Genomic DNA, 18,919 nt, shown 5'->3' with positions numbered 1-18,919 from the left:
TCTGCCGAAGGAGCGTACGGTGATCCTCCCGCGTCTGCGCCGCGTCCGCTGGGCCGTGCGCGCCACGCTCGTCCTGGGCGTCGCCGCGTCCGTGATGGCCAACATCCTGCACGCGCTCGACAACCCGATCAGCCAGGCCATCGCCGCGTGGCCGCCGCTCGCGCTGCTGCTGACCGTCGAGCTGATCTCCCGCGTGCCCGTGCACCGCCGGTCGCTGGCCGTCGCCCGCTTCGCCGCCACGGCCACGATCGCGGGCATCGCGGCCTGGGTCTCCTACTGGCACATGGTCGGCGTGGCCGCCCGCTACGGCGAGACAGGGGCGTCGCCCTATCTCCTGCCGCTGTCGGTCGACGGCCTGATCGTGGTCGCCAGCATCTGCCTGGTCGAGCTGGGTGGCCGCATCGCCACACTCGAACGCGACGAGGCCGCGCCGGCCACCGCCGTGCCCGTCAGCGCCGCACCGCCCACAGCAGAGCCTGCCGCCGCGCCGCCCGCAAAGACGCCGGCCGCAAAGACACCGGCCGCGGAGAAGGCAGTCGCGAAGAAGGCGCCGGCCACGGAGAAGCCCATCTCGCTCACCGCGGTGCACAGCGTCGTCCGCCCCGCACCTCGCACGAAGCCGCGAAACGATCGGACGGCGAGCGCGGCCGCCGGCGGCAAGCCGCGCCGCACCCCGGCCGAAACGCTGGCCGAGGCCCGGAGGATCCGCACCGCGCAGCCGGACGTGACGGAGGCCCAGCTCGCCAAGGAGCTCGGCATCAGCGCCTCCCGCTGGCGCCAGATCCGCCGCGACGCCGAGGACGCCACCGATCTGACCTTGGCGGCCTAGGCTGCCGCGTTCTTGACGCGCGGGACGGTGGCCGACCCCGCCGCGACCGGCGTGGTGTCGGCCCCCGGCAGGCTCACGGTCACCTCGAGGCCGCCACCCTGCTGGGCGACCGCCGACACCGTCCCGCCGTGCGCGTCGCACACCGCCCGGACGATCGACAGGCCGAGGCCCGAGCCACGCGACCCGGTGCGCTCCCACCCGCCCCGGCGGAACGGCTCGAACAGGCCCGGGACGTCCTTGGGCTCGACCTCGTAACCCGTGTTCCCGACCACCAGCCGCGCCTGCCCGTCGACGGTCGACGTGCGGAGCCAGAGCTTGCCCATCAGGTGGTTGTAGCGGATGGCGTTCTCGATGAGGTTGCCCGCGAGGCGGTCGAGCAGGCTGGGGTCGCCGACGACGTGGGCGGGCTGCAGGTCCGTGGTGACGTCCAGTTTCAGCCGCTCGGCCTCCGTCTTCACCGCCGAGAGGGCGTTGTAGACGCTGGTGGACAGGTCGGCGGGCACCTTGCGGACCAGCCGGCGCCCCGACTGGGCCTCGCTGCGGGCGAGCACCAGCAGCGCGTCGACCAGCCCGTTCGCCCGCTCGGAGGCGTTGCGGACGACCTTGGCCATGCGGCGGTACTCGGCGACGTCGGCCTCGTCGTCGCTCAGGGTCACGTCGATCTCGGTACGCATGACGGCGAGCGGGGTGCGCAGCTCGTGCGAGGCGTTGGCGACGAAGCGCTTCTGCGACTCGAAGGCGCCCGCCAGCCGGTCGAGCATGGCGTCGAAGGTGCGGGCCAGCTCGGCGACCTCGTCGTCGGCGCCGGCGTAGCGGATGCGCTCGTCCAGCGTCTCCTCGCCGAGGCGGCGGGCGGTGGCGGTGACGTGGTGCAGCGGGCGCAGGGCGCGGCCGGCGACGGCGTAGGCGCCCGCGATGCCGATGATGCCGATCGCGACCAGGGCGATCAGGCCCTTGATCAGCAGCTCCTGGGAGGCGCTCTCGACCAGCTGGGTCTGCCACACCCGGGCGTCGAGCTGGGTGCCGTCGGCGAGCAGCACCTGGGAGCCGGCCCGCAGCTCGTCCGTCGGGCTGAGCGCGTCGCCGACCAGGAGCCAGGCCAGCAGCACCAGGATCGCCCCGGCGCCGATGAGCAGGATGCCGTTGAGCAGGGTCAGGCGCAGCCGGAGCGTGGGCCGCAGCCGGAGCCGCTCGCGCTTGGAGGCGTAGACAGTCATGCGCCGGGCGCTTCCACGACGGGCTCCGGCACCCGGTATCCGGCGCCGACCACGGTCTCGATGAGCGGCGGGTCGCCGACCTTCTTGCGCAGGGTCATCATCGTCACCCGGACGGTCGTCGTGAACGGATCGGTGTTGGCGTCCCAGACCTTCTCCAGCAGCTCCTCGCTGGAGACCACCCCGCCACGGGCGGCGAGCAGCTCGCGCAGGACGCCGAACTCCTTGTTCGTCAGGTCGATCGTGCTCCCGGCCCGGGTCACCACCCGGCGGGTCGGGTCGAGCGTGAGGTTGCCCACCGTCAGCACCGGCGGCACCTTGCGGGGCGAGCGCCGGCCCAGCGCCTGCACCCGCGCGACCAGCTCCTCGAAGGCGAACGGCTTGGGCAGGTAGTCGTCCGCCCCCAGCTCGAGGCCCTCGACGCGGTCGGCGACGGCGGCGCTGGCGGTGAGCATCAGCACCCGGGCCAGGTTGTCCTCCGAGGCGGCCAGCGCGGCGCAGATCTCGTCGCCGTGCATGCCCGGAAGGTCCCGGTCCAGCACGACGACGTCGTAGTCGGTGACATAGGCCATCTCGTGGCCGCTCAGGCCGTCGTAAGCCGTGTCGACCGCGAACCCCTTGCGGCGCAACCCCCGCGCGATCGCATCGCACATGTTGCGCTCGTCTTCCACCACCAGCACGCGCACCCGCGGGTCCCTCCGAAGCTCCCTGGCCCGCGCCCAGCTTTCCCGCCGGCGCGTGAAGAGGCCGTGAGTGCAGGCTACAAGCCCGATAACAATTCGGTCAGCGGCCAGCTGCCCACGCTGCCGTCGAGCCGCCGGCAGACCAGGGCGCCGGCACCGGCGTGGCAGTCCCCCGAGACGCGGTCCGCGGTGCCGAGCAGCCGGATCGCGCCGGAGTCCGGGTCGAGCAGGGCGTACCGGGCGGAGTCGGAGCCGACCGGCTGGTGCACCGCCACCACCCGGCCGTCCGGGCGCGGGTCACCCGCCTGCTGCCAGCCGGGGAAGACAGCGCGGGACACGCCCGTACGCGGGTCCGCCGCCCGCAGCCCGGCCGCGTCCCCCACCAGCAGCGACGTCCCGGCCGGCCCGACGGAACTCCCGCCGGAGGACCACCGGGCCGCCCCGGTCGCCGGGTCGAGCACCTGGATGCCGCCCTGGTAGCCGACGAGGCAGAGCTGGCCCGCGCAGTCCGGCGGGACGCGGCGCCCGTTGAGGTCGGCCGGGGAGCTCCAGCGCGGGGCAAGGTCGCTTAGCCCGTACGCGGTCAGCCCGCCCAGCCCCCCGACCAGCACGAGGTCCCCGACCGGCCAGACCGTCAGCCCCCGCCGCGACCAGCTCGCCGGGGCCGCGACCGTGGTGGCGGCGAGCACCGCCCCGGTCGTCGTGTCCCGGACCGTCAGCTCGCCGCGCGCCGTCGCCGTCACCAGCCGGGACGGGAACCCGTCCACGAGCGCCCCGGTCCCGATGTTCCCGGTCACGGGCTGCCGCACGGCCCACACCCGGCGCCCGGTCGCGAGCTCGATGCCCGACCACAAGCGCCCGCCCGCGAACGACCTGTACTCCCGGACCAGCGCGACGTCGGCGGAGACGGCCAGCACCCGGGCGGGCACCTGCCACCGCGTCCGCCGCGTGCCCAGGGCGACGGCGACGGTGGCGTCGGAGCCCAGCGTGTCCGCCTGGTACGACACCAGCAGCAGCCCGCCCGCCGCCACGATGCCGAAGACCGACGCCGTCACGACCACCGTGGTCCGCGCCAGCAGCCGGCCCCGCGGCAGCGCGTACGTCCGGACCACCCGCTCGTGCAGCTCGGTCGCCGCCTGGGCCGGCACGCCCTCGATCACGTGCAGCCGGTCGCCGTCGACGACCATCGTGTCCCCGGGCCGGGCGGGCACCACGACCGGTCCGGCCGCCCGGGGCAGCGGGGCGGCCGCGGTGAGCAGCGCGAGCAGGATCAGCGTGACGCCGGCCGGCACGCTCCGGCGCGGCGGCCGGGACGCCACGGCCGCCACCGGAGCGTCGAGCTCGATGACCACCCGGCCATTGTCAGGCGCGGTAGCGGTAGACCACGAGCCTGTCCTCGTCGCGGCACACGGCGAAGCCCGCATTGACCCGGCAGCCGGTCACGAACTCCGGCCGGGACCCGAGCACCTGCACAGCGCGCCCGGGCCGCAGCAGCGCGAACTCCATGCCCTGGCTCGGCGACTTGCGGGAAAGCAGGTACGCCTCCCCGTCCGCCGTGGCCGCCGACGCCGGCCAGGTGCGCGTGTCCGTCAGCGGCGCCCCGGTCCGGCGGTCCACCACCGTCCGGACCGCGCCGGCCTGGGTCCACAGCACGCTGTTCCTCCCGAAGGCGACGAGGTCGACCGCCTCCGTGGACGGCAGCGTCCAGAGGCGGGTGCCCGTGGCCGGGTCCAGCACCACGACGTCGTCCCGGCCCTTGGCGCAGACCAGCCCGGCACAGGTGACGGAGGAGCCCTCGAAGTCGGGCAGGTCGCCCGTCCAGCGCTCCTCGAGCGTGTCGGCGGCAACGGCGACGACCCGGCCCCCGGCCCCGTACGCGCCGTAGTGCAGCAGCACGCTGTCCCCCACCGTCTCCACCCACACGGGCCCGGCCGCGGCCCGCTCCCGGACGACCCGGCCGGTTCGCGCGTCGAGCAGCCGCAGCGACGAGGCGGTCACCACGACGATCGACTGCCCGGACACGGTGGAGTAGATGGACCCCGGCAGCACGGTGGACCACAGCTGCCTGCCGGTGGCCTGCTCGACGCCGCGCAGCTCGGTCCGCAGGGCGGGCTCGGTGTGCAGCGTCCCGGTGCCGTAGAGCTCGCCCGGGTCGCCGGAGTCCACGTCGTACTCGGTGCCCGGCCGGAAGATCTCCGTGCGGACGAGGGCGGTCCCGGCGTCCACCGCCGACACCGGCGAGCCGACGTGCCACAGCTCCCGCCCGGTCCGCGGATCGAGGACCGTGGTCGCCCCCGCCACGTCGACGAGCAGCGAGCCGCCGGGCACAGCGGTCATGGAGTAGCGCACCGTCCCGGCGTCGCCCGCCGGCCCGGTCACCTGCCACAGCTGCCGGACCGGACCGGTCGTCCAGGCGGTGATCACCGGTGGCGTGCGGTCGAAGTCGAGCACGTAGAACCGGCCGTCGGAGGACGTGACGACGTCGTTGTTCTGCCCGGTCGTGAGGACGCCGGTGCGCTCCCACAGCACGGGCGTGCCGGGGGCGGCCCCGCCGAGGGCGAGGACGAGCACGGCGGCGAGCAGGAGGCCGAGGCGGCGGTAGACCCACGCGGGCGGGGGTCCGCCGGGATCGAGGCGAGCGGGCGACTCCGGGCTCAGCTCGATCACCGCCACGCCCTACTCCTTCCGCTGGTACGCCCAGAGCGTCAGCTGCCCCGAGACCTCGCGACACGCCAGCCGGCCGGGGACGGCCCGGCAGTCGGCGGCGCCCGGCGGCAGGTCGGCGAAGATCCGCGGGTGCGGGTCGTCCGGGGTGGCGACGGCGACCATCGTACGGCCGGCCGCCCCCTCGGTGCGCGTCACGAGCAGGTGGTCCCCGCCGTCGCCGGTCACCGGCCGCCAGCCGTGCAGATCGGTGACGAGGGTGCCGGTCGCCGGGTCGACGAGCCCGACCAGCTCGTTCTCCCCGCCGTCCGGGGTGCCGAACGCCGCCAGCAGGTCGCCGCGCTGCTCGACGCGGCGCCAGCCCGGCTGGAACCAGCGCACGCTGCCGTCGGAGACGTTCACGGCGCGGACGCCGTCGGGGCCGGTCAGGCACGCGTACGGGCCGCAGACCGAGATCCCGAACGCGTAGCCCGAAGGACGCGACCAGCGCGGCTCGAGCGTGCGCGCGTCGAAGGCCGACACCATCCGGCCCTCCGGGGTCGGGTGCCGCAGCAGCACCAGCCCGCCCGTGACGACCGGGTTGTCCGGCCCGTAGTCGGCGGGCGGCAGCGAGCCGGTGGCGAGCCGGGTGCCGGTGCCCAGGTCGTGCACGGCGGCGGTGCGGTCGTCGTGCACGAGCAGCATCCGCCCCGGCTCGTCGTTGAAGCCGGGGATGCCGAGCAGCACCGCCGTGTGCGGCACCGGCACCTCCCAGCTGACCTCGCCGGTGGCCGAGCTGAGCGCCGCGATCGAGCCCTCGACCCGGCGGCCCTCGCCGGCGAAGCTGCGGACCCCGGAGACGGCGAGCAGCGTGGTGGAGCCGGCGATGGTGACGACCGTGCCGGCCCGCCGCCACCGCACGTCGCCGTTGTCCAGGGCCAGCGCCCGGGTGCTCACGGCGACCGGGCTGCGCCCGCTGATCGAGGCCGAGCGCAGCAGCAGCAACCCGCTGCCGGTGCTGAGCCGGTAGGACGGCGCCTCGACCCCGGTGCGCCAGTGCTGCGCGCCGTCGGTCAGCGCGTAGGACGCCAGCGTGCCCTGGCTCTGCACGAGCAGGTCGCCGTTGCCGGTCAGCGTGTAGGGGTCCGCCGCGCTGACCGGCACCGACAGCATCGTGGCCAGCGCGGGTGGCGGCGGCCCGGCGGAGGAGCTGATGCCGAGCACGAGCAGCGCCACGACGATCGCCGGCGCGAGCCAGCCGGGCATCGTCGAGTGGTTCGGCGCCGCGTAGTCGTCCGGTTCCCCGCGATCCAGCCCCAGATCGATGACCACCGTCTCCGCCATACCCTCAAAGGTAACGGCGAGATAACGAAAGCGCCCAGTTGATCAGTGCCTACGGCGCCGGCTGCGGCTCCGCGTCCGTCTCGAGGCGGGAGACGATCTCGGTGACGTCGCGGGCGATGTCCTGGGCGGTCAGCCCGAGCGCCGTCAGGATCTCCGCGCGCGTGCCGTGCGCGTGGAAGCCCACCGGCACCCCGAAGTCGCGCAGCGGCACTTCGACGCGGTTGTCGCGCAGCATGGCCGCCACGGCCTCGCCCACGCCGCCGGCGCGCACGCCGTCCTCCAGCGTCACGACCAGCCGGTGCTGCCCGGCCAGCGCGGCGAGCTCGATCGGCACCGGGCGCACCCAGCGCGGGTCGGCGACCGTCACGCCGTACCCCTGCCCGGCGAGCCGCTCGGCGACCTCCATGCCCAGCTTGCCGAAGGCACCCACGGCGACCAGCAGCACGTCCTTGCGCTCGTCCTCGCGCAGCACGTCGACCGGGCCGACCCGGCGCAGCGCCGGCAGGTCCGCGGCCACCGAGCCGGTCGGGAAGCGCACGATCGTCGGGCCGTTCTCCACGGCGACCGCCTCGCGCAGCTCCTCGCGCAGGGTGGCGCCGTCGCGCGGGGCGGCGATCCGCAGGCCCGGGACCACGCCGAAGACGCTCATGTCCCAGATGCCGTAGTGGCTGGGCCCGTCGGGACCGGTGACGCCCGCCCGGTCGAGCACGAAGGTGACCGGCAGCTCGTGCATCGCCACGTCGAGCAGCACCTGGTCGAACGCGCGGTTGAGGAACGTCGCGTAGACGGCGACGATCGGGTGCAGCCCGCCCATCGCCAGCCCGGCCGCCGAGGTCGCCGCGTGCTGCTCGGCGATGCCGACGTCGTACGCCCGCTGCGGGTACTTCTTCGCCAGCGCGGCGATGCCGGTCGGCTCGGCCATCGCGGCGGTGATGCCCACGATGTCGGGCCGCTCGTCCGCGATCGCGACCAGCTCCTCCGCGAACACCGAGGTCCACTTGACCGACGGCTTGGCGGTCAGCACGCCCGTCTGCGGGTCGAAGGCGCCGGGCCCGTGGAAGTTGTCGGCCTCGTCGTCCTCGGCCGGCCGGTAGCCGAAGCCCTTGCGGGTGACCGCGTGCACGATGACCGGCGCGTTGAAGCCCTTGGCCCGCCGCAGCGCCGACTCCATGGCCTCGGTGTCGTGCCCGTCGATCGGCCCGATGTACTTGATGCCGAGGTCCTCGAACATCGGCTGCGGGCTGACCGCGTCCTTGATGCCCTTCTTGACCGCGTGCAGCACCTCGAAGGCCGGCTTGCCCACCACCGGCGTGGAGCCCAGCGCGCTCTTCACCAGGTCGAGCACCCGCTCGTAGCCCGGGTTGAGGCGCAGCGTGGACAGGTGGTCGGCGAGCCCGCCGATGGTCGGCGCGTACGACCGGCCGTTGTCGTTGACGACGATGACCAGCTTGTTCTTCGCGGCCGCGATGTTGTTGAGCGCCTCCCAGCACATGCCGCCGGTGAGCGCGCCGTCGCCGACCACGGCCACCACGTGCCGGTCCTCGCCGCGCAACGCGAACGCCTTGGAGAGGCCATCCGCGTACGACAGGGCGGTCGAGGCGTGCGAGTTCTCGATGAGGTCGTGCTCGCTCTCGGCGCGGCTGGGGTAGCCGGAGAGGCCCCCGCGCTGCCGGAGCAGGTCGAAGCCGTCCTGCCGGCCGGTCACGATCTTGTGCACGTACGCCTGGTGGCCGGTGTCGAACAGGATCCGGTCGCGCGGCGAGTCGAAGACCCGGTGCAGCGCCAGCGTGGTCTCGACCACGCCCAGGTTGGGCCCGAGATGCCCGCCGGTGCGCGACACCTTGGCCACCAGGAAGTCCCGGATCTCGGCGGCCAGCAGGGTGAGCTGCTCGGCGCTCAAACGCTTGAGATCTCCCGGGGACGTGATGCCGCCGAGGATGCCGGTCGTCGTCTGATCACTGCGCTCGCTCATGAGGCGTCAGTCTATCGGCGCACCGCGACTTCGCACGATTCGCGGACCGGCCTTCACAGAACTCGCACAAGCTCACCGGGTGATCAACGCCACGCACTCCACGTGCTGGGTCATCGGGAAACAGTCATAGGCGCGCAGCTGCCCCACGCGCCACCCCAGACCCGCGAAAGTCTTGAGGTCCCGGGCCAGCGCCGCCGGGTCGCACGCGACATAGGCCACCGCCCGCGGTCCCGCCGCCGCGATCTCCCGCACCACCTTCGCCCCGGCGCCGGTCCGCGGCGGGTCCAGCACGACCAGATCCACCGGCCCGGCGACCCGCCGCCGGCTCAGCGCCGCCTCCACCTTCGCCGACACCACCTGTACGCCCGGCAGGTCCGCAAGATTCCGCCGGGCAGCCGCCACCCCGAGCGGAGCCGACTCCACGACCGTGACAGGCGCCTTGGTCCGTTCCGCCACCGCCGCCGCGAAGAGCCCCGCACCCCCGTACAGGTCCCAGGCCGTCTCCCCGGGCCGCGGATCGAGCAGCTCCAGCACCGCCCCGATCAGCGTGTCCGCCGCGGCCGGATGGATCTGCCAGAAGCCCTCCGCCGGTACGTGCCACTCCCGCCCGCCGGCCAGCTCCCGGACGTCCTGCCCGCCGGACCCGTCGTGCACCTCGTCGAGCAGGTCGCCCACGGTCACGTTCCGGGCGGTGACCGTCACGTCCCCGCCCGTCGACGCCACGGCCTCCACGGAGAGGGCGTCCGGCCAGGTGCGCGACGTCACGTCCAGCTCCTGGATGCCCGGGTGCGCGATGCGGCACCGGTCCACGGGCACCACCTCGTGCGACCGGTGCGTGAGCAGGCCGGGACGGTCAAGAGCGTCCACGGCGTAGCGGACGCGGGAACGCCAGCCGAGCGGGCCGCCGGGGAGCGGCTGGACGCGTACGCCCAAGTCGTTGATCGTGTCCTGGTCGAAGCCGCCGATCCGGGCGAGCAGGTCGCGCACGACGTCGGTCTTCCACCGCAGCTGGGCGGCCGGCTCGACGTGCTGCAGGTCGCACCCGCCGCACAGCCCGGGCCGGGCCCACGGGCACGGCGGCTCGACCCGGTCGGCCGACGCCGACAGGACCTCCACCGCGTCGCCGCGCAGATAGCCCTTGTGCAGTTCGGTCAGCTCGACCGTGACCCGCTCCCCCGGCAGCGCGTGCCGGACGAACACCACCCGCCCGTGCTCGTCGCCGATCCGCGCGACGCAGTGCCCGCCGTGGGCCGGCGCCCCCACCGTGACCTCGATGCGGTCGCCTTCCACGAAGTCGGTCACTGCGTCTTCTCTTCCGTCGGAGGGGGCGGCGGGGCCGGCCGGGTGCGCGGCCCGCGGGCCGGGGCGTGCACGAGCCCCCGGTCGAAGCGGTCGAGGTCGCGGTCCTGGCTCGACCGCAGCTGCCACGGCACGCTGGTCACCATCACGCCGGGCTCGAAGAGCAGCCGCCCCTTGATCCGCAGGGCGCTCTGGTTGTGCAGGATGTTCTCCCACCAGCGGCCGACGACGTACTCGGGGACGAAGACGGTGACCACGTCCCGGGGCGAGTCGCGCCGGGTGCCCTTCACGAAGTCGATGATCGGCTTGGTGATCTCCCGGTAGGGCGAGTCGACGACGGTCAGCGGCACCGGGATCTGCCGCCGCTCCCACTCCGCCTGGATCTTGCGGGTGTCCTTGTCGTCGACGTTGACCGTGACCGCGGTGAGCGTGTCCGGGCGGGTGGCCTGGGCGTAGGCCAGCGCCCGCAGGGTCGGCATGTGCACCTTGCTGACCAGCACGATCGCGTGGTTGCGCGACGGCAGGACCGGGCGCTCCTCGGTGGGCTGCAGCTCCTCGGCCACCCGCACGTAGTGCTTGCGGATGCCCAGCATGAGCAGGTAGATGCCGATCATGGCGGCGATCGCGATCCAGGCGCCGAGCAGGAACTTCGTGATCAGCACGACGATCAGCACCGCGCCGGTCAGCGCCATGCCGAAGGTGTTGATCGCCCGCGACCGGATCATCTGCCGGCGCCGGGCGGGATCGCGCTGGGTGCTCAGCAGCCTGTTCCAGTGCCGGATCATGCCGGCCTGCGACAGCGTGAAGGAGACGAAGACGCCGACGATGTAGAGCTGGATCAGCCGGGTCACCTCGGCGTCGAACGCGACGATGAGCACCATCGCGGCGACGGCCAGGAAGAGAATGCCGTTGCTGAAGGCCAGCCGGTCGCCGCGGGTGTGCAGCTGGCGGGGCAGATAGCGGTCCTGGGCCAGGATCGAGCCGAGCACCGGGAAGCCGTTGAAGGCGGTGTTCGCGGCCAGGAAGAGGATCAGGGCGGTCACCGCGCCGACCACGACCAGCAGGAAGCCGTTGCCGAAGACCGCCTCGCCGAGCTGGGCCACGACCGTCTTCTGCACGTAGTCCGGCGGGCCGCTGATGATCTGCGAGGCGTCCTCGACGAACTGCAGGCCGGTCGCCCGGGCGAGCAGCACGATCCCGACCAGCATCGTGATGGCCAGCCCGCCGAGCAGCATCAGCGTCGTCGCCGCGTTCTTGCTCTTCGGCGTCTTGAACGCGGGCACGCCGTTGGAGATCGCCTCCACACCCGTCAGCGCGGCACAGCCCGACGAGAAGGTGCGCAGCAGCAGGAACACGAAGGCGAAGCTGCTGAGGTGCTCCTCCTCGGCGTGGATCTGCAGGCCCGCGCTGGGTGCCCGGATGTCCTGACCGAGCACGAACACGCGGATCAGGCCGGTCGCGATCATGGCGAGGATGACCAGGATGAACGCGTACGTCGGGATGGCGAACGCCGTGCCGGACTCGCGCAGCCCCCGCAGGTTGAGCGCGGTCAGCAGCGTGACGGCGGCCAGCGCGATGAGCAGCTTGTGCTCGGCGACGAACGGGATGACCGAGCCCAGGTTGGTGACGCCGGAGCTGACCGAGACCGCCACGGTCAGGATGTAGTCCACGAGCAGCGCGCTGGCCACGGCGACCCCGAACTTCGGGCCGAGGTTGACCGTCGCGACCTCGTAGTCGCCGCCGCCCGACGGGTAGGCGTGCACGTTCTGCCGGTAGCTCGCGACCACCGTGACCATCACGACGGCGACCGCGAGCGTGATCCACGGGGAGAAGAGGTAGGCCGACGCTCCCGCGATGGACAGCGTCAGGAGGATCTCGTCGGGCGCGTAGGCGACGCTGGAGAGGGCGTCCGAGGCGAACACGGGCAGGGCGATCCGCTTGGGCAGCAACGTGTGCTGCAGCTTGTCGGAGCGGAATGGCCTGCCCAGCAGGAGCCGCTTCGCCAGAGACGTCGAACTCGACACAAGGTCCAAGCGTACGGTCGTGGTTGCCACGCCGCCGACCGCCCCGGTCGCCGCCGTTCGCCGTGACGTGGCACTCTCATCTCGAAGACGCGCCATGAGCGGGAAGGCACATACCTTGCACGTCGTGATCATGGGCTGCGGGCGGCTCGGCTCGACGCTCGCCCACAAGCTCGACGCCGTCGGCCACTCAGTCGCCGTCGTCGACCAGAACGCCGACGCCTTCCGGCGCCTGGGCGCGGAGTTCGGCGGCACCACGGTCACCGGCATCGGCTTCGACCGCGACGTGCTCCGCGAGGCCGGCATCGAGCGCGCCGACGCCTTCGCCGCGGTCTCCAGCGGCGACAACTCCAACATCATCTCGGCCCGCCTGGCCCGGGAGAACTACGGCGTCGCCCGGGTGGTCGCCCGCATCTACGACGCCCGCCGCGCCCAGGTCTACGAGCGGCTGGGCATCCCGACGGTCGCCACGATCCGCTGGGCCGCCGACCGCATGGTCCGCCACCTCGTCCCCGAGGGCACCGTCGAGGTCTTCCGCGACCCGACCAGCGCCGTCTCCATCGTCGAGGCGCCGTTCAGCCCCGACTGGGTGGGGCGCACGGTCAAGGCGTTCGAGGAGACGACGGGGGCCCGGGTGGCGTACCTCATGCGCTTCGGCATCGGCTCGCTCACCACGGCCTCGACCGTCCTGCAGGACGGTGACCAGGTGTTCGTCCTGGTCACCGACGACATCGTCGACCAGGTCCTCGCGGCCGCCGCGGGCACCCAGCCGGGAGGACGCTGACATGCGCATCGCCATCGCGGGCGCCGGCAACGTCGGCCGCTCCATCGCCAGCGAGCTCATCGGCAACGGCCACCAGGTCATGCTGATCGAGCGCCAGCCCCGCCAGCTGCGCCCCGAGCGCGTCCCCGAGGCCGACTGGGTCCTCGCCGACGCCTGCGAGGTCAGCAGCCTCGAGGAGGCCGACCTGGCCGCCTGCGACGTCGTCATCGCCGCCACCGGCGACGACAAGGTCAACCTGGTCTGCAGCCTGCTCGCCAAGACCGAGTTCGCGGTCAACCGGGTCGTCGCCCGGGTCAACCGCGCCGAGAACGAGTGGCTCTTCACCGAGCAGTGGGGCGTCGACGTCGCGGTCAGCAAGCCGCGCCTGATGGCCGCGCTGGTCGAGGAGGCGGTCACGGTCGGCGACCTGGTCCGCATCATGACCTTCCGCCAGGGCGAGGCCAACCTGGTCGAGATCACCCTGCCGTCGACCGCGCCCTACGTCGGCGAGCCGGTCCGCGACGTCCCGATGCCGCGCGACAGCGCCCTGGTCGCCATCCTGCGCGGCAAGCGCGTGGTCGTGCCGACCCCGGACGACCCGCTCGAGGCCGGCGACGAGCTGATCTTCATCTGCACGGCCGAGGTCGAGGACGAGGTCCGCGCCGTCGTCCTCGGCAAAGCAACCGACCTGGGCTGACGCCGGGTGGCTCAGCCGGCCACGCCCATCCGCTGGGTCCCGATCACCCGCAGCAGCTCCAGCGCGCCGGCGCTGGGAGATCCCGGCTCCGCGGTGTAGAGCACGACGTGCTGGTCACGGTCGGGGACGGCCAGCCAGTCGACGCGGAGCTCCAGGGTGCCGACCGCCGGGTGGACGAAGGTCTTGGGCCGTACGGGCCGGTCGGTGATCTCGCCCGGCCAGAGCCGGGCGAACTCGGGGCTCCGGCGTACCAGGTCCCGGATCAGCCGCCGGGTGGGCTCGTCGCCGGGATAGCGGGCCGCCACGACGCGCAACTGCCCGGCGCAGTGCCGGCCGAACGCCGGGTCGCCCACCACCTGACTCGCCCCGGGCACCTTCTTCCGCTCCTCCGGCACGAAGTACATCCGGATCAGGTTGCGCTCGCCCGGCGCGCAGGCGGAGAAGTCGCCCAGCAGCGCGGCGGCGAGCCCGTTCCAGGCCAGCACGTCGTAGCGGGCACCGAGCACGAGCGCGGCCGTGAGCGGGAGCCGCCCGATCAGCTCGCGGACGCGGTCCGGGACGTCGGCGGGCGGGCCCGGCGGGACGCTGAACGCCTCGCCGGCCAGGGTGTAGAGGTAGCGCCGCTGAGCGTCGTCGAGGCGCAGGGCCCGGGCCAGCCCGGCGAGCACCTCCCGCGAGGGCAGCGAGCCGCGTCCCTGCTCTAGCCGCGTGTAGTGCTGGGCGGAGACGGGGACGAGGCCGGCCACCTCCTCGCGCCGCAGTCCCGGGGTACGACGCGGTCCGTTCTCCGGCAGGCCGGCCACCGCCGGGGTCAGTCGTTCCCGGTGCAGGCGCAGGAACGCGCCGAGCCCTCGCTGGTCCATGGCCTCCATCATGCGGGGGTTGCGGCCGGGTGGGAGGGGTACGGTCCGGGCCTGCCACGCTGCGGGCGGGCGCCGCACGCTGGCCGTCATGAGTGCCTTGCTGAACGGAAAGATCGCCCTGGTCACCGGGGCGAGCCGGGGAATCGGCGCAGCGGCGGCCCGGCTGTTCGCCGCCGAGGGCGCGACCGTGGTGCTGACCGCGCGCGACGAAGCGGCCCTGCGGGGCCTCACCGCGGACCTCGGGGGCGACGCGTCGTACGTGGTGGCCGACCTGAGCGACCGGACACAGATCGACCGTACGGTGGCCGAGGTGGTCGGCCGGCACGGGCGGCTGGACGTCGCGTTCAACAACGCCGGGGTGTTGCCGCCGCCGGCCGCCGTCGCGGACACCTCCCCCGAGCACTTCGACCTGGTGACCGGCGTCAACTACCGCAGCGTGTACTTCGCGGTGGCCGCGCAGGTGCGGGCGATGAGGGACACCGGCGGCGGGGCGATCGTCAACAACAGCAGCATCGCCGGCCTGGGCGCGGACCCCGCCAACCCGGCCTACGCCGCGAGCAAGCGAGCGGTGAACAGCCTGACGGCGAGCGCCGCCGTCGGGTACGCCGCGGCCGGGATCAGGGTGAACGCCATCGCGACGGGCCTGACCCTGACGGACATGACGGAGGGCTGGGAGCGGGCCGATCCGGGGGTCCTGGCCCGCATCACGGCCGGTATCCCGATGGGGCGGATCGCCCGGCCGGAGGAGATCGCCCAGGCGGCGGCGTGGCTCCTGTCCGACCGAGCCTCGTTCGTGACCGGCTCGGTCCTCCCCGTCACCGGTGGCGCCGCGGTCTAGGTTTCGCCGGGGGTGGGTACTGGCGGTGTGCGGCCACGCGGTGCCGGTCCGGCCGCCCGTCCGACACAGGCCCTAGCGTTGCTGCGGTCCCCGGCCGGTGACGGCGAACTCGGCGGCCTGGGCCGTGGTGACGCGGTGGACGGCCCAGGCGGTGAAGGCGAAGGTGGCGGCATAGATGGGCCAGCTGATCAGGATGCGGACGATGCCGATCGCGTTGGCCTCGTCGGCGAGGTAGAGCCAGAACTGCACGCCCGCCCGGACGAAGAGCGAGCCGGCCCAGACCAGCGTCAGCCACTGGAACGTCCGGAAGAGGCGCTGGTTGGTGAACCAGTCGTGCTTGCCGCCGTTGGCCAGGACGCCCCACACATAGCCGATGATCGGCCGGCGCACTGCCACGGAGATGATGAGCGCGACCACCTGCGCGAAGGTGAGCAGGATGCCCGGGAGGTAGAAGTTCTTGGCGTCGCCGGTGCGCCAGGCCAGCCAGGCGCCGACCGCGATGCCGAAGATGCCGTTGACCGCGTGCCGCACCGGCTGCTTGCGGGCCAGCCGGTAGGCGCCGATCAGCAGGGCCGAGCCGACGCTGCCGCCGATCGCCCAGTAGAGCGCGGTCTTCTTCTCCAGGCCCAGGACGGTGTCGCCGAGCAGGACGTTGAGCAGCACGAAGGCGAGCACCGGGATGCTCGACTCGATGAGCCCGCGGACGCCGCCGAGCTGGTCCGAGATCTGCTCGCTCAGCGAGGGGATCTCCTCGTCGTCGTCCTCGTCGCGCCGCTCGGCGGTGGGCTCCGCCGCCTGCCTCCTGTGCAGGTCGAGCTCCTCGACGACCTCCTCGGCCACCTCGTCGACCACGCGCCGGGACACCGAGTCGATGTCGCCCCTCAGCGCCTCGGGCTCGTCGGCGGCCCCCCGGGCCGTCTCGTGGGCGGCGTGACGGGGCTCGCTGCCGGCTGTCACCGGGGCGCCTCCAGCTCGTAGTACGGGTTGTAGATGACCTTGCGATCGTCCCGGATCGCCATTCTGCCGCGCGCGGTCAGCTGGCGTCCCGGCTCGATGCCGGCGATCGAGCGCCGGCCCAGGAAGACGAGGGTGACGACGTCGCTGCCGTCGTACAGATCGGCCTCGAGCGTCGGCAGGTTGGTGCGCGGCGTGTAGGCCACCGTGCGCAGCCGGCCCGAGACGGAGACGACCTGCCCGCGGCGGCACTGGCCGGCGAGCTGGGCGCCGCACTTGGCGCTGTCACGCTGGAGCTCCTGGGCGTCCAGCTCCTCCTCGGAAGCCGTCAGCCGGGCGAGGAACCGGCGCAGGCCGGTGGTGTGCTCATCGGTCTTCATGACCCCGTGCCACCTCGATGATCGCGACAAGCGGAAGAAACTGCCGGCGGACGGCACCCCGCGCGCCGGGGGCCGTCCTTTCACGGTACGCCGAGCAGTCCCGCGTGATCCACATCACGTGATTGCGAAAATGCTGAGAAATTCAGCCCCGCCGGGACACGTCCGGCGGCGTGGGGTCGTCGTGCACGTGCTCGTGCGGGTGGTCGTGCGCGTGCTGCTGCGCCGCGTCCGACATCTCCCGCGGCAGCCGCAGCGGCAGCTCCTCGAGAACCGGCCGGGGCTCGTTGTCCCGCACCACGACGACGCCGCGCAGGCAGTCCCACAGCACCGCGTCGTTGTCCGGGCTCAGCGCCGCCGGGCCCTGGAACTGCGCCCGCAGCATCCACCGCGGCCCGTCCACGCCGACGAAGCGCAGGTCGACCGGGCCCTCCGGGGTCTGCAGGCGAACCAGCAGCTCCCCGCCCCACGGGCCCTCGATCTCCTGCGGGTCGGCGCCCTGGGACTTCAGCGCCGCGGCCAGCTCGCCACGGGGCTCGTCCCAGATGCCCTCGGTGCGCGGCGCCGCGAAGGCGTCGAGCTTGAGGGCGCTCTCGCCGGTCACCAGCACCACCTGCTGGACGTTGCCCTCCGGGCCGGCCTGCACGCGCACCTCGACGCCCTCGACCGCCGGGATCAGCATGCTGCCCAGGTCGAGGCGCTGCACCCCCTCCGGCGCATGAGCGGCGTCCCACGGGCCGAAATCACGCTCGGGGAGGGCGCCCATGCTCCGGGCGAGCGCCTCCGGCTGGGGGGCGTCGTCCGGGCGTACGTGCCGCGGGCCTCCGCGCTTGCGGGAGAACATCTGCTTGTCACCTTCTCCGGAGTCGGAACTAGAGTGCGGCGTGCCCGCCGGTGGAACCGTGCCCGCCGGCGCCCCGCGAGGTCTCGGGCAGCTCGTCGACGACGTGGAACACCGCCCGCTCGACCCGCTGGACGACCAGCTGGGCAATGCGGTCGCCGCGCGAGATCTTGACCGTGTTCGCCCGATCGTGATTGATCAGCATGACCAGGATCTCGCCCCGGTAACCGGCGTCGACCGTACCGGGCGCGTTCAGCACCGTCACACCCAGACGGGCAGCCAGGCCCGAACGGGGGTGGACGAGCCCCACGTACCCCTCGGGAAGCGCCACCGCGAGACCCGTGCGGACGGGCCTGCGCTCCCCGGGCGCGAGCTCCACGCCCTCGGCCGCGTAAAGATCGGCACCGGCGTCACCGGGATGGGCGTACGCCGGCACGGGCAGATCGGGGTCGAGCAGTCGGACCTGGATGTCCAAGGCGGGAGTCCTCACGTCGCACGTGGTGGGAGGGGTCCACCCTGCCATCCTGCCGTGGCCGGGGCGGGCGGCGCGCCGTACGCTCACCAGCGTGACACCCGAGCCGACGACGCGCACCACGGCCCCCGCCGCCTACGCCGAACGGCTGCGCGCCCCCTGGTGGATGTGGCCGGTGGCCCTGGTCACCGCGGGGCTGCTCGCGGCCGAGGTCTGGATGGGCTACGCCGGCCTGCGCGCCTGGGTCCCGTTCGCGGTCCTGCTGCCGGTGTCGCTGATCGGACCGTGGTGGCTGGGCCGCATCCGCGTCGCCGTGACCCCGGAGGAATTCCAGGCCGACGACGCCCGCCTGCCCCTCGCCGTCGTCTCCGAGGTCGTCGCCCTCGACGCCGACGGCAAGCGCGAGGTGCTGGGCGTGGGCGCCCACCCCTTGGCCTTCGTCATCCAGCGCCCCTGGATCAAGGGCGCCGTGCAGATCGTCCTCGACGACCCGGCCGACCCGACGCCCTTCTGGGTGATCAGCACCCGCAACCCGGTCGAGCTGGCGACCGCAATCCTCACGGCGAAGCGCGCCCGGCCCTGACGCCGGCGTCGTCCACAGCGCCGGCATCATCCACAGCGCTGGCGTCGTCCACAGCCCCCGCTTGTCCACAGCGCCCAGTTGTCCACAGGGCGACCCGCGAGCCCGCGCATTTCCGACGAGCTCGGAACTAGGATTGACAAGCTCGGAACTGGTCAGCGGCCGATCGACTTGCGGCGCTTCTTCAGGTCCTTGACGACCGCCTCGCCGACCCCGCGGGTCGCGCGACGGTTGAGATAGCCCGCGACGGCCGCGCCCGTCAGCATCGGCCCCAGGCTGGTCAGATGGCGGCCGAAGCGGCGCAGCAGCGTGCCCTGCAGCTCCTTGCGGGCGGCCGTGCCGAGCACCGCCGTCAGGCCCACGCCGGGCACCAGCGGGTTGACCCCGCGCCGGCCCGACCACGCCTGGATGAGCGCGATCGCCTTCTGGCCCGGCGCGCCCTGGACGGGCTGGCCGTAGACCTCGTGCAGCTCGCCGATCAGCTTGAGCTCGACGGCGACCACGGCGACCGTCTCGGCGGCCAGCAGCA

The 18,919-nt window shown here is 73.4% G+C and carries 18 protein-coding genes and 1 pseudogene; 5 read left to right on the top strand and 14 right to left on the bottom strand.

Going from position 1 to position 18,919, the window contains the following annotated elements; all coding sequences use genetic code 11:
* Nucleotides 1-19 precede the first annotated feature (19 nt).
* Nucleotides 20-829 (top strand): DUF2637 domain-containing protein, encoded by an 810-nt coding sequence (locus RBH18_RS24590; RefSeq protein WP_306211769.1) that lies wholly within the window; start codon nucleotides 20-22, stop codon nucleotides 827-829.
* Here the strand turns inward: RBH18_RS24590 and RBH18_RS24585 are convergent.
* The 8 genes from RBH18_RS24585 to RBH18_RS24550 form a co-directional block, all read right to left on the bottom strand.
* The gene (locus tag RBH18_RS24585) at nucleotides 826-2,046 is read right to left on the bottom strand and encodes a sensor histidine kinase (RefSeq protein WP_306211767.1); all 1,221 of its coding nucleotides are present in this window, start codon (nucleotides 2,044-2,046) and stop codon (nucleotides 826-828) included. The two genes, RBH18_RS24590 and RBH18_RS24585, sit on opposite strands and share 4 nt — an antisense overlap.
* Nucleotides 2,043-2,729, bottom strand: a complete 687-nt coding sequence (locus RBH18_RS24580) for a response regulator transcription factor (RefSeq protein ID WP_306211765.1) — start codon at nucleotides 2,727-2,729, stop codon at nucleotides 2,043-2,045. Before RBH18_RS24580 ends, RBH18_RS24585 begins: the two co-directional genes overlap by 4 nt.
* Nucleotides 2,730-2,803: 74 nt before the next feature.
* On the bottom strand, nucleotides 2,804-4,078 hold the full coding sequence (locus tag RBH18_RS24575; RefSeq protein ID WP_306211763.1) for a hypothetical protein: 1,275 nt from the start codon (nucleotides 4,076-4,078) through the stop codon (nucleotides 2,804-2,806).
* A gap of 10 nt (nucleotides 4,079-4,088) precedes the next feature.
* Entirely contained in the window at nucleotides 4,089-5,399 is a 1,311-nt protein-coding gene (locus RBH18_RS24570) for an outer membrane protein assembly factor BamB family protein (protein ID WP_306211761.1), read from the bottom strand.
* A 3-nt stretch (nucleotides 5,400-5,402) separates the two neighbouring features.
* Entirely contained in the window at nucleotides 5,403-6,713 is a 1,311-nt protein-coding gene (locus tag RBH18_RS24565) for an outer membrane protein assembly factor BamB family protein (protein WP_306211759.1), read from the bottom strand.
* Between the two features lie 49 nt (nucleotides 6,714-6,762).
* The gene (gene dxs / locus RBH18_RS24560) at nucleotides 6,763-8,685 is read right to left on the bottom strand and encodes a 1-deoxy-D-xylulose-5-phosphate synthase (RefSeq protein WP_306211757.1); all 1,923 of its coding nucleotides are present in this window, start codon (nucleotides 8,683-8,685) and stop codon (nucleotides 6,763-6,765) included.
* 72 nt (nucleotides 8,686-8,757) lie between these two features.
* Entirely contained in the window at nucleotides 8,758-9,987 is a 1,230-nt protein-coding gene (locus tag RBH18_RS24555; protein WP_306211755.1) for a class I SAM-dependent RNA methyltransferase, read from the bottom strand.
* Nucleotides 9,984-12,008 (bottom strand): APC family permease, encoded by a 2,025-nt coding sequence (locus RBH18_RS24550; RefSeq protein WP_306211753.1) that lies wholly within the window; start codon nucleotides 12,006-12,008, stop codon nucleotides 9,984-9,986. Before RBH18_RS24550 ends, RBH18_RS24555 begins: the two co-directional genes overlap by 4 nt.
* A gap of 115 nt (nucleotides 12,009-12,123) precedes the next feature.
* Between RBH18_RS24550 and RBH18_RS24545 the strand changes: the two genes are divergently transcribed.
* Nucleotides 12,124-12,789 carry a potassium channel family protein gene (locus tag RBH18_RS24545; RefSeq protein ID WP_306211820.1) on the top strand — a complete coding sequence of 222 codons (666 nt, stop codon included), beginning with the start codon at nucleotides 12,124-12,126 and terminating at the stop codon, nucleotides 12,787-12,789.
* A 1-nt stretch (nucleotide 12,790) separates the two neighbouring features.
* Nucleotides 12,791-13,465 (top strand): potassium channel family protein, encoded by a 675-nt coding sequence (locus tag RBH18_RS24540; protein ID WP_306211752.1) that lies wholly within the window; start codon nucleotides 12,791-12,793, stop codon nucleotides 13,463-13,465.
* An 11-nt stretch (nucleotides 13,466-13,476) separates the two neighbouring features.
* On the opposite strand, the gene RBH18_RS24535 is transcribed toward RBH18_RS24540, so the two are convergent.
* Nucleotides 13,477-14,328 (bottom strand): helix-turn-helix transcriptional regulator, encoded by an 852-nt coding sequence (locus tag RBH18_RS24535; RefSeq protein WP_306211750.1) that lies wholly within the window; start codon nucleotides 14,326-14,328, stop codon nucleotides 13,477-13,479.
* Between the two features lie 88 nt (nucleotides 14,329-14,416).
* On the opposite strand from RBH18_RS24535, the gene RBH18_RS24530 reads away from it, so the two are divergent.
* Nucleotides 14,417-15,166: an SDR family NAD(P)-dependent oxidoreductase gene (locus RBH18_RS24530; protein WP_306211749.1), complete on the top strand. Its 750-nt coding sequence runs from the start codon at nucleotides 14,417-14,419 to the stop codon at nucleotides 15,164-15,166.
* A gap of 72 nt (nucleotides 15,167-15,238) precedes the next feature.
* On the opposite strand, the gene RBH18_RS24525 is transcribed toward RBH18_RS24530, so the two are convergent.
* From RBH18_RS24525 to dut, 4 genes are all read right to left on the bottom strand, one after another.
* Nucleotides 15,239-16,123, bottom strand: a complete 885-nt coding sequence (locus RBH18_RS24525; protein ID WP_306211747.1) for a DUF3159 domain-containing protein — start codon at nucleotides 16,121-16,123, stop codon at nucleotides 15,239-15,241.
* A complete protein-coding gene (locus tag RBH18_RS24520; protein ID WP_306211746.1) occupies nucleotides 16,120-16,500 on the bottom strand; it encodes an OB-fold nucleic acid binding domain-containing protein in 381 nt (126 codons plus the stop codon). The genes RBH18_RS24525 and RBH18_RS24520 overlap by 4 nt, the downstream gene beginning before the upstream one ends.
* A 142-nt stretch (nucleotides 16,501-16,642) precedes the next feature.
* Nucleotides 16,643-17,341 carry a DUF3710 domain-containing protein gene (locus RBH18_RS24515; protein ID WP_306211743.1) on the bottom strand — a complete coding sequence of 233 codons (699 nt, stop codon included), beginning with the start codon at nucleotides 17,339-17,341 and terminating at the stop codon, nucleotides 16,643-16,645.
* Nucleotides 17,342-17,369: 28 nt separating this feature from the next.
* A complete protein-coding gene (gene dut, locus RBH18_RS24510) occupies nucleotides 17,370-17,813 on the bottom strand; it encodes a dUTP diphosphatase (protein WP_372338978.1) in 444 nt (147 codons plus the stop codon).
* 91 nt (nucleotides 17,814-17,904) lie between these two features.
* Here dut and RBH18_RS24505 point away from each other — a divergent pair, with 91 nt between their 5' ends.
* Nucleotides 17,905-18,393, top strand: a complete 489-nt coding sequence (locus RBH18_RS24505; protein ID WP_306211740.1) for a DUF3093 domain-containing protein — start codon at nucleotides 17,905-17,907, stop codon at nucleotides 18,391-18,393.
* Between the two features lie 152 nt (nucleotides 18,394-18,545).
* Here the strand turns inward: RBH18_RS24505 and RBH18_RS24500 are convergent.
* Nucleotides 18,546-18,919: pseudogene (locus RBH18_RS24500) on the bottom strand (hypothetical protein); the annotation flags it as partial.

The sequence above is a fragment of the Actinoplanes oryzae genome (genome assembly GCF_030757795.1).
Lineage (GTDB): Bacteria > Actinomycetota > Actinomycetes > Mycobacteriales > Micromonosporaceae > Actinoplanes.
This window is presented reverse-complemented; position numbering and strand designations above follow the sequence as displayed.